14 protein-coding genes are annotated in these 14,713 nt (G+C 68.6%); all 14 read right to left on the bottom strand.

Annotation, left to right across the window (positions count from 1 at the left end; translation table 11 throughout):
- Positions 1-192: 192 nt before the first annotated feature.
- Positions 193-1,248: a 2-oxoacid:ferredoxin oxidoreductase subunit beta gene (locus PKA16_RS05300; protein WP_324401123.1), complete on the bottom strand. Its 1,056-nt coding sequence runs from the start codon at positions 1,246-1,248 to the stop codon at positions 193-195.
- Positions 1,245-3,077: a 2-oxoacid:acceptor oxidoreductase subunit alpha gene (locus PKA16_RS05295; protein WP_324401121.1), complete on the bottom strand. Its 1,833-nt coding sequence runs from the start codon at positions 3,075-3,077 to the stop codon at positions 1,245-1,247. The genes PKA16_RS05300 and PKA16_RS05295 overlap by 4 nt, the downstream gene beginning before the upstream one ends.
- The gene (locus tag PKA16_RS05290) at positions 3,074-4,903 is read right to left on the bottom strand and encodes an FAD-dependent oxidoreductase (RefSeq protein WP_324401119.1); all 1,830 of its coding nucleotides are present in this window, start codon (positions 4,901-4,903) and stop codon (positions 3,074-3,076) included. Before PKA16_RS05290 ends, PKA16_RS05295 begins: the two co-directional genes overlap by 4 nt.
- A gap of 143 nt (positions 4,904-5,046) precedes the next feature.
- Positions 5,047-5,523, bottom strand: coding sequence for a VOC family protein (locus tag PKA16_RS05285; RefSeq protein ID WP_324401118.1), 477 nt, complete (start codon positions 5,521-5,523; stop codon positions 5,047-5,049).
- A 268-nt stretch (positions 5,524-5,791) separates the two neighbouring features.
- Entirely contained in the window at positions 5,792-6,415 is a 624-nt protein-coding gene (pncA, locus tag PKA16_RS05280; RefSeq protein WP_324401116.1) for a bifunctional nicotinamidase/pyrazinamidase, read from the bottom strand.
- Between the two features lie 4 nt (positions 6,416-6,419).
- Entirely contained in the window at positions 6,420-7,547 is a 1,128-nt protein-coding gene (locus PKA16_RS05275; RefSeq protein ID WP_324401114.1) for a serine hydrolase, read from the bottom strand.
- A gap of 7 nt (positions 7,548-7,554) precedes the next feature.
- On the bottom strand, positions 7,555-7,836 hold the full coding sequence (locus PKA16_RS05270; RefSeq protein ID WP_324401112.1) for a DUF167 domain-containing protein: 282 nt from the start codon (positions 7,834-7,836) through the stop codon (positions 7,555-7,557).
- Positions 7,837-7,878: 42 nt separating this feature from the next.
- Positions 7,879-9,939, bottom strand: a complete 2,061-nt coding sequence (locus tag PKA16_RS05265) for an acetyl/propionyl/methylcrotonyl-CoA carboxylase subunit alpha (RefSeq protein ID WP_324401110.1) — start codon at positions 9,937-9,939, stop codon at positions 7,879-7,881.
- Positions 9,932-10,057: a hypothetical protein gene (locus PKA16_RS05260; RefSeq protein WP_324401108.1), complete on the bottom strand. Its 126-nt coding sequence runs from the start codon at positions 10,055-10,057 to the stop codon at positions 9,932-9,934. The genes PKA16_RS05265 and PKA16_RS05260 overlap by 8 nt, the downstream gene beginning before the upstream one ends.
- Complete coding sequence (locus PKA16_RS05255; protein WP_324401106.1) at positions 10,058-10,369, bottom strand: cupin; 312 nt, start codon at positions 10,367-10,369, stop codon at positions 10,058-10,060.
- Between the two features lie 15 nt (positions 10,370-10,384).
- A complete protein-coding gene (locus PKA16_RS05250) occupies positions 10,385-11,917 on the bottom strand; it encodes an acyl-CoA carboxylase subunit beta (RefSeq protein ID WP_324401104.1) in 1,533 nt (510 codons plus the stop codon).
- Positions 11,901-12,761 carry a hypothetical protein gene (locus PKA16_RS05245; protein ID WP_324401102.1) on the bottom strand — a complete coding sequence of 287 codons (861 nt, stop codon included), beginning with the start codon at positions 12,759-12,761 and terminating at the stop codon, positions 11,901-11,903. Before PKA16_RS05245 ends, PKA16_RS05250 begins: the two co-directional genes overlap by 17 nt.
- Positions 12,761-13,807, bottom strand: a complete 1,047-nt coding sequence (meaB, locus tag PKA16_RS05240) for a methylmalonyl Co-A mutase-associated GTPase MeaB (RefSeq protein ID WP_324401100.1) — start codon at positions 13,805-13,807, stop codon at positions 12,761-12,763. Before meaB ends, PKA16_RS05245 begins: the two co-directional genes overlap by 1 nt.
- Positions 13,804-14,694: a restriction endonuclease gene (locus PKA16_RS05235; RefSeq protein WP_324401098.1), complete on the bottom strand. Its 891-nt coding sequence runs from the start codon at positions 14,692-14,694 to the stop codon at positions 13,804-13,806. The genes meaB and PKA16_RS05235 overlap by 4 nt, the downstream gene beginning before the upstream one ends.
- Between the last annotated feature and the right edge of the window lie 19 nt (positions 14,695-14,713).

Raw genomic sequence — 14,713 nt, 5'->3', positions numbered from 1 at the left:
CAAACTTTGCTTGGGCAAGCGATGGCGCGGGAATGGGCCCTGGCGCGACCTCGCCGCCCATGCAGCGCGTGACCGGGGCAGAACCTGGCCCGCGCGCACCATCCACATGCACCCAGGCACCGTGGCGCTCACCCCTGCCTGGCGCGCCAGGGGCGGCACGGGCGAACGCAGCCCGGCTTGCCGGATTCCGACTCAGCGAAAACCGGCGTTGATGCGCTCCAGCACCGCGGCTCCCGGGCACAGTTCGGCGCGACCCAGGCTGTTGAGTGGCCGCCGGCTGGTGTGCTGCGCCGCATGCAGGTCGCCCGCCTCGGCCTCCAGGTAGAGCAGTCCGGTGATCAGCTCGCCGCGCGCGGCGTGGGCCTGCATGGACGCCATGGCAGCGACCCGGTCGGTCGGGTCGTAATCCGCGTGCAGCTTGCGCAGGCGCAGCACGCTGCCATCGTGCTGCTCGACGTCGACCACCTCGCCCGGCGCGTAGCTGGCGGTGATCTCGGCGCGGCCGCAGATGAAGTCGATGCGGCTGACGGCCTCGTTGTGCTGGCGCACCCAGTCGTAGCTGCGCGTCGAGCCCGCGTGGTTGTTGAAGGTCACGCAAGGGCTGATGACGTCCAGGAAGGCGGCGCCGCCGTGCCCGATCGCCGCCTTGATGAGCGGCACGAGCTGCTCCTTGTCGCCGGAAAAGCTGCGTGCGACGAAGCTCGCGCCAAGCTGCATCGCCAGGCCCACCAGGTCGACCGGACTGTCCTGGTTGACCACGCCCTTCTTGCTCTTGCTGCCCTTGTCGGCGGTGGCCGAGAACTGGCCCTTGGTCAGGCCGTAGACGCCGTTGTTCTCGACGATGTAGACCATGTTGACGTTGCGCCGCATGGCGTGCGCGAACTGGCCCAGGCCGATCGAGGCCGAGTCGCCGTCGCCCGACACGCCCAGGTACAGCAGATCGCGGTTGGCCAGATTGGCGCCGGTCAGCACGCTGGGCATGCGCCCATGCACGGTATTGAAGCCGTGGCTGGCGCCGAGGAAGTAGTCCGGCGTCTTGGACGAGCAGCCGATGCCCGACAGCTTGGCGACGCGGTGCGGCTCGATGTCGAGCTCCCAGCAGGCCTGGATGATGGCGGCCGAGACCGAGTCGTGGCCGCAGCCTGCGCACAGGGTCGAGACCTTGCCCTCGTAGTCGCGCCGCGTGTAGCCGACCTTGTTCTTCGTCAGCGACGGGTGGTGCAGGCGCGGCTTGGTGATGTAGGTCATGGCGACGGGGCCTCCGACGGGGCGATCACGGTCTCGTGCACGTGGTCGGTGATGGCGCGCGTGATGAAGCGCGCGGTGATCGGCGTGCCGTCGTAGTGCAGCACGCGCTGCAGCCGCGCGGGATTGATCTCGAGCTCGTTGATCAGCAGGCTGCGCATCTGCGCGTCGCGGTTCTGCTCGACCACGTACACGGTATCGTGCGCGTCGATGAACTCCTTCACGCTGGCCGGGAACGGAAAGGCGCGCAGGCGCAACGCGTTGACGTGGATGCCCTGGCTCGCCAGCTCGTCGAGCGCCTCGTGCATGGCCGGGCTGGTGGAGCCGAAGAAGATCGCGCCCAGGCGCGTGCGCCGCGCCGCCGGGCGCGGCACCGGCTGCGGCACCAGGGTGGCGGCGGTGGCGAACTTGCGCAGCAGGCGTTGCACGTTGTAGACATAGTCGGGCCCGCGCTCGGAATAGCGCGCATAGGCGTCGCGCGTGGTGCCGCGCGTGAAGTAGCTGCCGCGCGTCGGGTGCGTGCCCGGCAGCGTGCGCCACGGGATGCCGTCGCCGTCGACGTCCTTGTAGCGGCCGAAGTCCTTCTGCTCCAGGTCGGCCGCGCTCATCACCTTGCCGCGGTCGTAGTCGCGCGCGTCGTCCCAGGCAAAGGGCTCGCACAGGCGCTGGTTCATGCCGATATCGAGATCCGTCATCACGAACACCGGCGTCTGCAGGCGATCGGCGAGGTCGAGCGCGGCGGCGGTGTGCTCGAAGCACTCGCGCGGATCCTCCGGCAGCAGCAGCACGTGCTTGGTATCGCCATGCGAGGCGTAGGCGCAGGCCAGCAGGTCGGCCTGCTGGGTGCGCGTGGGCATGCCGGTGGATGGACCGCCGCGCTGCACGTTGACCAGCGTGACCGGAATCTCGGCAAAGTACGCCAGGCCGATGAACTCGGTCATCAGCGAGATGCCGGGGCCCGAGGTGGCCGTGAAGGCGCGCGAACCGTTCCAGCCCGCGCCCACGGCGATGCCGATCGACGCCAGTTCGTCCTCCGCCTGCACGAAGGCGTAGTTGTGGCGCCCTTCGGCGTCGACGCGGTAGCGCCGGCAGTAGGCCTCGAACGCCTCGGCCACCGAGGTCGAGGGCGTGATCGGGTACCACGCGCACACCGTGGCGCCGCCATACACCGCGCCCAGGCCGGCGGCGGTGTTGCCGTCGACGAAGATGCGCTGGCCAACGCGGTACGCGCGCTCGACGCGGATCGGCAGCGGGTGCTCGAGGTGTTCGCGCGCGAACTCGCGCCCCAGGCCCAGCGCCTGCACGTTGGCGGCCAGCAGCCGCTCCTTGCCGGCGAACTGCTCGCCCAGCAGCTGCTCGAGCACCGCCGCGTCGAGGTCCAGCAGCACCGACAGCGCGCCCACGTACATGATGTTCTTGAACAGCTGGCGCTGGCGCGGGTCGCTGTAGGTGGCGTTGCAGATCTCGGTGAGCGGCATGCCGATCACGGTGACGTCGTCGCGCAGCTCGGAGGGCAGGCGCGGGCGCGTGCTGTCGTAGACGAGGTAGCCGCCGGGCTCGAGCTCTTCCACGTCCGCGGCCCAGGTCTGCGGGTTCATCGCCACCATCATGTCGACGCCGCCGCGGCGGCCCAGATAGCCCTTCTGGCTGATGCGCACCTCGTACCAGGTGGGCAGGCCCTGGATGTTGCTCGGAAAGATGTTGCGCGGGCTGACCGGCACGCCCATGCGCAGGATGGCCTTGGCAAACAGCTCGTTGGCGCTGGCCGAACCCGAGCCATTGACATTGGCGAACTTGACGACGAAGTCGTTGACGGCGGCAATGCGCTTCATGCCGGCTCCTTCGTCCGCGTGCAGCCGATCGAGGCACCCGCGCCCCCGGCCTTGGCTGTGTAGAGCAGGTACTTCTGCATGTCCCAGGCACCGGTGGGACAGCGCTCGGCGCACAGGCCGCAATGCAGGCACAAGTCCTCGTCCTTGACCATGACGCGGCCGGTCTTGACCTGCGGCGACACCAGCAACGCCTGTTCCAGGTTCTCGGCCGGCGCGTTCAGGCGCTGGCGCAGGTCGACCTCGTCGCCGTTTTCGGTGAAGGTGATGCAGTCCATCGGGCAGATGTCGACGCAGGCGTCGCACTCGATGCACAGCTCGTGCGCGAACACGGTCTGCACGTCGCAGTTGAGGCAGCGCGAGGCTTCCTTGAACGCGGTGCGCGCGTCGAAGCCCAGCTCCACCTCGACGTCGATGCGCGCCAGTCCCTCGGTCGACTTGATCCACGGCACCGGATAGCGCAGGTCGTTGCTCGGGTCGTTGTCGTAGCTCCACTCGTGGATGCCCATCTTCTGCGACATCAGGTTGGTGAAGGGCGGCGGCCTGCGCGACACGTCCTCACCCTGCAGGAACAGGTCGATCGACACCGCGGCCTCATGGCCCTGCGCCACGGCGGTGATGATGTTCTTCGGGCCGAGCGCGGCGTCGCCGCCGAAGAACACCCGCGGCAGCGTGGACTGGAAGCTGTCAGGGCCCAGCACCGGCAGGTCCCAGCGGCCGAACTCGATGCCCAGGTCGCGCTCGATCCAGGGGAAGGCGTTTTCCTGGCCGACCGCCACCAGCACCTCGTCGCAGGCGAAGAAGGGATCCGGCTCGCCCGTCGGCACCAGGCTGCGCCGGCCGGCGGTGTCGTACTCGGCGCGCACGACCTCGAAGGTCATGCCGATCAGGCGCCCGCCTTCGTGCACGAAGGCCTTGGGCACGTGCAGGTTGATGATCGGGATGCCCTCGCGCTCGGTGTCCTCCTTCTCCCAGGGCGAGGCCTTCATCTCGTCGAAGCCCGAGCGCACGATGACCTTGACGTCCTCGCCGCCCAGGCGCCGCGCCGAGCGGCAGCAGTCCATCGCGGTGTTGCCGCCGCCGAGCACGATCACGCGCTTGCCGATGCTCTTGACGTGGCCGAACGATACCGAGGCGAGCCAGTCGATGCCGATGTGGATGTGCGCGGCCGCCTCCTTGCGCCCCGGGATGTCGAGGTCGCGCCCGCGCGGCGCGCCGCTGCCGACGAAGACGGCGTCCCAGCCTTCGTCCAGCAGCGCGCGCAGCGACTCGATGCGCCGGCCGGGCCGGAACTCGACGCCCAGGTTGAAGATGTAGCCGGTCTCCTCGTCGATCACGCTTTCGGGCAGGCGAAAGCGTGGAATCTGCTGGTGCATGAAACCGCCCGCCTTGGCCTCCGCATCGAACACCGTCACGGCATAGCCCAGCGGCGCCAGGTCGCGCGCCACCGTGAGCGAGGCCGGGCCGGCGCCGACGCAGGCGACGCGCAGCCCATTGGGCGGCGCCACCTCCGGCATGCGCGCGCTGACGTCGTCCTTCAGGTCGGCGGCGACGCGCTTGAGCCGGCAGATCGCCACCGGCTCGGGCTTGCCGGTGATCGCCTCCTCGACGCGGCTGCGGCGACAGGCCGGCTCGCACGGCCGGTCGCAGGTGCGGCCCAGGATGCCCGGAAACACGTTGGCCACCCAGTTGACCATGTACGAGTCGGTGTAGCGGCCCTGGGCGATCAGCCGCAGATACTCCGGCACGGGAGTGTGGGCGGGGCAGGCCCACTGGCAGTCGACCACCTTGTGGTAATAGGCTGGATCGCGGGTGTTGGTCGGTTGCACGAGCGAACTCCCTGGACGCGCGCTGCCGTCCGGCTGAAACAAGCGGATTGATGGAATTAGTCTAAGGCGCTTGCAGCCCCCATTCGACCCAATCCAAGCAAAGTTTGACGCGGATCAGTTTGCCGCCGCCCACGGCCGGGCGCTCAGCGGCCGGCCAGGGCGGCGAACGCCTGGATGACCTCGGGCGGCGCCTGCACCAGCTCGACCAGCACGCCTTCGCCCGCGATCGGGAACTCGTCGCTCGCCCTGGGATGCAGGAAGGTGATGTCGTAGCCTGCCGCTCCCTTGCGGATGCCACCCGGCGCGAAGCGCACGCCCTGCGCCGTGAGCCACTCCACGGCCTTTGGCAGGTCGTCGATCCACAGGCCGACGTGGTTCAGTGGCGTGGCATGCACCGCGGGCTTGCGCTCGGGGTCGAGCGGCTGCATCAAGTCGACCTCGACCTTGAACGGGCCACTGCCAATGGCGGCGATGTCCTCGTCGACGTTCTCGCGCTCGCTGCGGAAGTTGCCGGTCAATTCCAGCCCCAGCATGTCGACCCAGAGCCGGCGCAGGCGCAGCTTGTCGGGGCCGCCGATAGCGATCTGCTGGATGCCGAGAACCTTGAACGGACGGGTCATGGGGTGCTCCGTGGACATGGGTTGGGGATCGGACTGCTGGACGCGAAGGGCGCGAAAGTCACGCGAAGGACGCCAAAGAATACCCTTGAACCTGGTTTCAGCGATCCGAATTCGTCTCCGCGCGGTGGCATGCTTGGCGGCGCATCACGAGCACGGCCTGTTCACTCCAGCGCTGACCCCAACCCGATCCAGTCGAGATCTTTTCGCGCCCTTCGTGCCCTCTTCGCGCCCTTCGCGTCCTTCGCGTTCTGCCCCTAAGTCTCCACCGTCACCGTCCAAGCTGCTGCGAATTCATCCGCACGACGCCCGCCGCAGCCATGTCGGCCCAGGCCCTGGCCAGCGAGCCGTCGAGGTCGATGGCGCGGCAGGCGTCCTCGATCACCGTCGCCTCGAAGCCGGCGGCGCGGGCGTCCAGCGCGCTCCAGGCGACGCAGTAGTCGGTCGCCAGTCCGCACAGGAAGAGCCGCGTGATGCCGCGCGCCTGCAGGTAGGCGGCCAGGCCGGTGGTGGTGGTGCGGTCGGCTTCGACAAAGGCCGAGTAGCTGTCGATGTCGCGCCGGAAGCCCTTGCGGATGATGAGCTGCGCACGATCCAGTTGCAGTCCCGCGTGCAGCGCGGCGTCGTGGGTGCCCTGCACGCAGTGCGTGGGCCACAGCACCTGCTCGCCATACGGCAGGCGAATGGTCTCGAACGGCTGGCGGCCCGGGTGGTTGGCGGCAAACGAGACGTGGTCGGCCGGATGCCAGTCCTGGGTCAGGATGATGTTGGCAAAGTACGGCACGACGCGGTTGACGACGGGCACGATGGCGTCGCCATCGGCCACCGGCAGGCCGCCACCCGGCATGAAGCCGTATTGCGCGTCGACCACGAGCAGCGCGGTGGAATCCATCATGCGGCTATTGTGCAATGCTCCGCACCGCGGGCAAGATGTGGCGCTGGATCAGCGCCAGCCCCTGTCCGCGCGTGGCGCTCTCGGGCGTGCGGCGCGCCGTCACCGCCACCACGAGGCCGAGCGCCGGATCGACATGGATCCACTGCCCGCCATAGCCGCTCGCCATGATGGCCGGGCGTGCATCGGGGCGCCCGCGCTCCTGCCCGCCGATCCACCACAGGTAGCCATAGGCGCTGCCCAGCGGCGCGCCGCCCGCGTGCTGGCGGCGGGTGGCCGCACGCACGTGATCGCGCGGCACGAGGGCACGGCCCTGCCACTGCCCCTCGTGCAGCACGAGCTCGCCCAGCCGCACCATGGCGCGCGTGGACAGCGACAGCCCGTGCGCGCCGATGGCTTGACCCTGGGCCCCGCGGCGCCAGCTGGATCGCCCGATGCCGAGCGGCTGGAACAGGCGCTCGCGCGCGTACTGCTCCAGCGGGCGCCCGACAGCGTTGGCCAGCGCCAGGGCCAGCAGGTTGGCCGCGCCGTTGTCGTAGGCGAAGCGCGCGCCGGGATCGGCCTGGAACGGTCGCTGCACGATCCAGCGCAGGTTGTCGTCGCGATCGCGCCGCGCCGTCTGTTCGCCCGCCCAGCCGGCGGTCATGGTCAGGAGGTGGACGAAGCGCAGCTGGCGCAGGCGCGCATCCGCGCCCAGGCGCAGCATGGCCGGCAGGCGCAGCGCCACCAGCTCGTCGGGCCCGCGCACCAGGCCGTCGGCCATGGCCTGGCCGAACAGCAGCGACAGCACGCTCTTGGTGACCGACTGCACCTCCTGCAGGGCCCCGGGCGCCACGCCCGGGCGCTGGAACTCGAATGCCAGGTGGCCCCGATGCAGCACGGCCACGCTCTGCACGTCATCGAAACCCGTGCCAAGCCGCCCGGCAAGGGCCTGCTGCTGGCGCGCACCGAGCGCAGGCGGCGCTGGCGGCCAGGCGAGCGCGCGCATTGGAGCCGGATCCACGCGCCGGGCCTGACCTGCCAGCGGCAGGCCGGCGGCGACACCGCCCAGCAGCGCAGCCACGACCGCCCGCCGACGCGGCGCATCGGGGTGGATGGCCGGGGCAGCCAGCGGCTTCAGGGGCGTCCGCGCCATCGCGACTTCAACCGTGGTCGCCGGACGGATCCATCCAGGCCGAGACCTGGGCCTGCGCGCGCGCGAGCGCATCGGCGGAATCCAGGCGCAGCACCAGCAGCTTCTGCCGGCTGCCCCCGCCGTGCAGCAACTCGACACGCGCCCTGGGCAGCCCGAACGCGCGTGCCGCCCAGGCAATCAGCTCGGCATTGGCCTTGCCATCCACCGGCGGCGCCGCCAGCCGCACGCGCAGTGCGTCGCCACGCGCGCCCGCCGGTCCGGTGCGCCGGGCACCCGGTGTCGCATGCACGGGCAGCCTGAGTTCGAACCCCGCCACCGCCGCGTCGCCGCCCTACTCGAACTCGACGATCGCCTGGTCCACCGCCAGGCTGTCGCCCGGCTGCGCCTTGACCTCCTTGACCACGCCATCCGCGCTGGCGAACAGCACGTTCTCCATCTTCATGGCCTCGATCACGGCCACGCGCTCGCCCGCCTTGACCTCCTGCCCCGGCTGCACCGCGACCTGCACCAGCAGGCCCGGCATGGGCGAGAGCACGAACTTGCTCATGTCCGGCGGTGCCTTGTACGGCATCAGCTTGTGCAGCTCAGCCGTGCGTGGATGCATGACGATGGCGTCCAGCCGCGCGCCGTCGTGGATGACGCGCGTGACCAGCGGATTGTTGGTCTTCCCGCGCGCCATCTGCGCCGTGAAGGGCCGGCCATTGGCGCTCCCGGTGACGCGCACGTCGCCCAGGAACCGATCCAGGCTCAACTCGTAGACGCGCTCGCCGTCCTCGGCCTGCACCGTCACGCGCGTCGGCGCGCCCAGCGCCACCTCGCCCAGGCTGACGTCGACGTAGCGGTTGCGACCCTCGCGACCGAGCACGCAGACGGTGAACTCGCGTCTCGGCAGGCGCTTGTGGCCTTCCCAGAACTGGCCCTGCAGGCCCTGGGCACGGTTGCGGTAGAACATGTGCAGGCGTGCCGCGAGCGCGATCAGGAAGTCCGGATCGGGGTGCGACACATCCTCGGCGCGAAAGCCGTGCGGGTAGTGCTCGGCAATGAAGCCGGTGTTGAAGCGCCCGGCCACGAACTCCGGGTGTGCCAGCAGCGCGGCCTGGAACGGGATGTTGCTCTGCACGCCCTGGATCACGAAGCCGTTCAGCGCCTCCTGCATGCGCGCGATGGCATCGCCCCGGTCGCTGCCGTGCACGATGAGCTTGGCGATCATCGAGTCGTAGTACATCGGGATTTCGCCGCCGTCGATGACGCCGGTGTCCACGCGCACGCCCAGTGCCGTCGTGGCCTGCCCCTGTTGCAGCTGCTGCTCGGGCGGCTCGAAACGCACCAGGCGGCCGGTGGACGGCAGGAAGCCGCGGAACGGGTCCTCGGCGTTGATGCGGCATTCGATGGCCCAGCCCTCGCGCCTGACTTCCGATTGCGTGAAGGCGAGCTTCTCGCCCGCTGCGACGCGGATCATCTGCTCCACCAGGTCCAGGCCGGTGATCAGCTCAGTCACCGGATGCTCGACCTGCAGCCGCGTGTTCATCTCGAGGAAGTAGAAGTCCTGGTCCTTGCCGACCACGAACTCCACCGTGCCCGCGCTCTGGTAGCCCACGGCCTTGGCGAGTTGCACCGCCTGCTCGCCCATGGCGCGCCGCGTGGCCTCGCTGATGAAGGGCGACGGCGCCTCCTCCAGCACCTTCTGGTGGCGCCGCTGGATCGAGCATTCGCGCTCGTTGAGATACACGGCGTTGCCGTGCGCGTCCGCCAGCACCTGGATCTCGATGTGGCGCGGCTCCTGCACGAACTTCTCGATGAACACGCGGTCGTCGCCAAAGCTGTTCAGCGCCTCGTGCTTGCACGAGGTGAAGCCGTCCAGCGCCTCCTGGTCGTTGAAGGCCACACGCAGCCCCTTGCCGCCGCCCCCGGCACTGGCCTTGATCATCACCGGGTAGCCGATGTCCCTGGCGATCTCGACCGCGTGCTCGGCGCTGTCGATGGCGCTGTTGTAGCCCGGGATGGTGCTGACCTTCGCGTCCCCAGCCAGCTTCTTGGACGCGATCTTGTCGCCCATGGCGGCGATGGCGTGGTGCTTCGGACCGATGAAGACGATGCCCTCCTCCTCCACGCGGCGCGCGAACTCGGCGTTCTCCGACAGGAAGCCGTAGCCCGGATGCACCGCTTCGGCGCCCGTGGCCTTGCAGGCCTCGATGATCTTGTCGGCCAGCAGGTAGGACTCGCGCGAGGGCGGCGGACCCAGGCGCACGGCCTCGTCGGCCAGTGCGACATGGCGCGCATTGGCGTCGGCGTCGGAATACACGGCCACGGTGGCGATGCCCATCTGGCGGGCCGTCGTGATGACGCGGCAGGCGATTTCGCCGCGGTTGGCGATCAGGATTTTCTTAAACATGGTTGATCTCCGCGTCGAAATCGTCTGTGCGCGCAGCGCGTGCCATGCAACCGGGCTGCGTTCCCGCGCCGCTTCGCCACTGGTCGCCGCGGTTGGCGGTCATGATCTTCTTGAACATTCAAATGCTTCCTTCTTTCTCGACGACGAGCACCCGGACCTGCCCCTGGGGATGGGCCACGTGCTCCGTTCCGACGTCCGCGTGGAAGATGTCGCCGGCGCGCAAGGTCTCGATGCGCGCCTGGCCATCGACACGGCAGTGCATGTCGACCACGCCGTCCATCACGGCAAACACTTCCTCGCCGTCGTTGACATGCCAGCGATAGGGTTGGTCCGTCCAGTGCAGCTTGACCGAGACCCCGTTCATGCTGGCGATGGACAGGCTGGCCCAGGCGCGGTCCGCGCTGAACGACTGGCTGCGAATGACTTGCACGTCATGGCTCCCGAGTCACAGCGGAATGTTCCCGTGCTTGCGCCACGGGTTCTCCAGCGTCTTGTCCTTCAGCATCGCCAGGCTGCGACAGATGCGCTGGCGCGTCTCGTGTGGCTGGATCACGTCGTCGATGTAGCCGCGCGCACCGGCCACGAAGGGGTTGGCAAAGCGCGCCTTGTATTCGGCCTCGCGCGCGGCGAGCTTCCCGGGGTCGTCCTTGTCCTGGCGGAAGATGATCTCCACCGCGCCCTTGGCGCCCATCACGGCAATCTCGGCGTTGGGCCAGGCCAGGTTGACGTCGCCGCGCAGGTGCTTGGAGCTCATCACGTCGTAGGCGCCGCCATAGGCCTTGCGCGTGATCACGGTGATCTTGGGCACCGTGCATTCCGCGTAGGCGTAGAGCAGCTTGGCGCCGTGCTTGATGATGCCGCCGTATTCCTGCGCCGTGCCGGGCATGAAGCCGGGCACGTCGACGAAGGTCAGGATGGGGATGTTGAAGGCGTCGCAGAAGCGCACGAAGCGCGCCGCCTTGATGCTGCTCCGGATGTCCAGGCAGCCGGCCAGCACCAGCGGCTGGTTGGCGACCACGCCGACCACGTGGCCGTCCATGCGGCCGAAGCCGATTACGATGTTGGCGGCGTAGTCGGGCTGCAGCTCGAAGAACTCGGCGTCGTCCACCGTCTTGACGATGGCTTCCTTGATATCGTAGGGAAGGTTGGGGTTCTGCGGCACCAGGCTGTCCAGGCTGCGGTCGGCGCGGTCCACCGGGTCCTTGGAGGGCCGAAACGGCGCCTTCTCGCGGTTGCTGGCCGGGATGTAGTTGAAGAAGCGTCGCAGCATCAGCAGCGCCTCGACGTCGTTCTCGAACGCGAGATCCGCCACGCCGCTGCGGGTGGTGTGCGTCACCGCGCCGCCGAGCTCTTCCGAGCTCACGCTCTCGTGCGTCACGGTCTTCACCACCTCGGGGCCGGTGACGAACATGTAGCTGGTGTCCTTGACCATGAAGATGAAGTCGGTCATGGCGGGCGAATACACGGCGCCGCCCGCGCACGGGCCCATGATCATGCTGATCTGCGGGATCACGCCGCTGGCCATGACGTTGCGCTGGAACACCTCGGCGTATCCGCCCAGGCTGGCCACGCCCTCCTGGATGCGCGCGCCGCCGGAGTCGTTCAGGCCGATCACCGGCGCGCCCACCTTCATGGCCTGGTCCATCACCTTGCAGATCTTCTCGGCGTGTGCCTCCGACAGCGCGCCGCCGAACACCGTGAAGTCCTGGCTGAAGACGAACACCAGGCGGCCGTTGATGGTGCCGTAGCCGGTCACCACGCCGTCGCCCGGGATGTGCGTGGCGTCCATGCCGAAGTCGGCGCAGCGGTGCTCGACGAACATGTCCCACTCCTCGAAGCTGCCGGCGTCCAGCAGCACCTCGATGCGCTCGCGCGCGGTCAGCTTGCCCTTGGCGTGCTGCGCGTCGATGCGCTTTTGCCCGCCGCCCAGGCGGGCGGCCGCGCGCTTGTTGTCCAGTTGCTCAAGAATGGGGTTCATTGCGTTGCTCGGTTGGTGCAGAAGATGAAGAACGGGCCAGCACGCCGCGGTGGCGGCGCTGCCAGCGGTGGGCGGCTGCGGCCACCGCCTGTACCGCCATGGTGTCGCGACCCCAGCGGCGGCTTTGCGGCAGGCAGCGCAGCCAGGCCAGGCGCCGGCAGGCGGCACCAAACAGCGCGCGCACCTCGGGACGTTCGGCCGCCATCAGGGCGTCGAGTGCGGCGTCGACCTGTTCGCGCGGCACCTGCAGGTCCCACAGCGTGCTTTGCAGGTAGATCATCCAGTCGCGCACCTGCGCCTCGGGCAGGCTCATGACCTCGAGCGGATCGTCCTCGAAGTCGATCATGCCGGCAAAGCGCGGCGGCTCGGCGCGGTCGTCGATGATCAGGTTGCGACCGAAGCACTGGCTCAGGTACTGTCCGGCGGCGTGCACGCGCACCAGCGCCTGGCCCCCCTCGCGCCACAGCTCGAAGGCCAGCGGATGGCGCCCGGCCAGCAACTGCGCGAGATGGCTGGAACCCAGCCAGGTCATGATGAAATGGTCGTGCGCCACGTGCAGCACCCGGGGCACGGGCAGGCCGGCATCGTGCAGCGCCTGCAGGCGCCGGATTTCCACCGCCTGCGCCTGCGCGCCGCCATGCACAGGCACGGCGCCGAGGAATGGCGCGCCCACCAGCCGCGCGATCGCGTTCAGCACGCGGTGGCGCGTGGGACTGCGCAGCGGCCGCTGGCCCTTCGCGATGACACGGCCGAGCGAAGTGTCGAACACCTCCACGCGCTGCGCGCGCCAGCCCGCGGACGCCGCGATGCGTTCCTTCTCGGCGGGCTGCAGGCGCCAGTCCATCAGCTGCCCCGGCCCGTCTCGTGCGGCGCCGTGGCCGACGGCCAGCCCGCGGCCGCGAGCAACTGCCGCGCCGCCGTGGACGGTGCCAGCCGGCCCTGGACCACCTGCTCGGTCACGTCAGCCAGCTGCCCGGCCACGCCGGGGTGCTGGCGAAACACCAGCTTGAGTCCGGACTCGATGAGCGACCACATCCAGGCCTGGGCCTGCTGCTGGCGCCGCGCCGCCAGGCGCCCGCTGGCCACTTGCAGTTCACGAAAGCGCGTCACGCAGTCCCAGAATTGGTCCAGCCCCTCGCCCTTCAGGCCGCTGAGCTGGATCACCTCGGGATGCCAGAGGCCGGTGTCGTGCCGCGCATGCTGCGGATTGCCCTGCTGGCCGAACACGCGCAACGCCGACTGGATCTGGGCGCGCGCGCGCGTCGCCGCCGCCGGATCCAGGTCGGCCTTGTTGATCACCACCAGGTCGGCCAGTTCCATCACGCCCTTCTTGATCGCCTGCAGGTCGTCGCCCGCGTTGGGCAGCTGCAGCACCACGAACATGTCGGTCATGCCGTGCGCCGCAGTCTCGCTCTGGCCCACGCCCACCGTCTCGACCAGCACGATATCGTAGCCCGCGGCCTCGCACACCAGCATGGACTCGCGCGTCTTTTCGGCCACTCCGCCCAACGTGCCGCTGCTGGGGCTCGGGCGGATGTAGGCATGCTCCAGCGCCGACAGGCGTTCCATGCGCGTCTTGTCGCCCAGGATCGAGCCGCCCGAGACGGTGGACGAGGGGTCGATTGCCAGCACCGCGACGCGGTGCCCACGCTCGATCAGGTAGACGCCCAGCGCCTCGATGAAGGTGCTCTTGCCCACCCCCGGCACGCCGCTGATGGCCAGCCGCAGCGAGTTGCCCGTGTGCGGCAGCAGCGCCGTCAGCAGCGCGTCGGCCTGCGCGCGGTGGTCGGCGCGCGTGGACTCGAGCAGGGTGATGGCCTTGGCGATGGCGCGGCGCTGGGCCGGGCCGGGAGGCCCACCTAGCGCAACTCGGACCTCTTCGATGTTCATGTCCGAAACGGTTCAAAAAAAGCGTCATCGATGTCGTACACCGTCCGCGGCTTCAGGCCAAGTTCATACTTCTTGAACATCTCGTAGAGTTTCTCGCCATCCACCAGCTCAACCGGATCGGTTCCGGGTCGTAGGGCCTCTTCTCTCGCACTGCCGGTGAACCGGCTCGTCGTCAGAAAGATAGCTTTGTCTGCGCGGCCCGCCATCGCACCACGAAGGTCACGGATTTCTTTCGGCGGCACCGCACTCGCCCACTTCTTGCACTGAAATACGACGTTGAAACTGACCAAATCATTGACCTGCAGCACTCCGATGCCGTCAATGCCTCCATCGTTGGAACGTCCGGTCACCTCCAACCTGTCGAAACCTGCCTCCCTAAGCAAGCGAAGGCTCAGGCGCTCAAATCCGCTTGGCGAGAGCGACTGCAAAACAACGATGAATCGCTCGTATTCATCATCCTCGTCAGCCTGTTCTGAGTCCTCCGATATGCCCTCGTCGGACTTCGAACCCGACCCGCCAGACGGACCGCTCTTTTCTGGTGCCGCATAGCGCTGGCGCACCTGATCAAAGAGTGCCAGGGCAGATTTCTGGTCGAGCGTTGTTTTCAAGCCCTCGGATGTCAATGTCCAAACGCCACGCTTGCTACTGTCGATCAAGCCTGCCCACACCAGATACTGACGTGCCCAATAGACCTGATTGGCGAAACGCTCCATCCCCGACTTGACTGTCTCTTCTCGCTGTGCCTGAGTCACGTTGGCGATCCGTGCGACGCGTTCCACGGCTTCCTTCGGCGTGGCCGAGCCTCCAAGTTCACGGAGTGCCTCCAGCAGCGGCCCAAACCATTGCACAAAATTTGGACCTTTCCTCGACCGGCTGCCTGTTGACATCATTCCTCCTCAGGGCGTG

The organism is Ottowia sp. (assembly GCF_035325765.1).
In the GTDB taxonomy this organism is placed as follows: Bacteria; Pseudomonadota; Gammaproteobacteria; order Burkholderiales; family Burkholderiaceae_C; genus Ottowia.
This window is presented reverse-complemented; position numbering and strand designations above follow the sequence as displayed.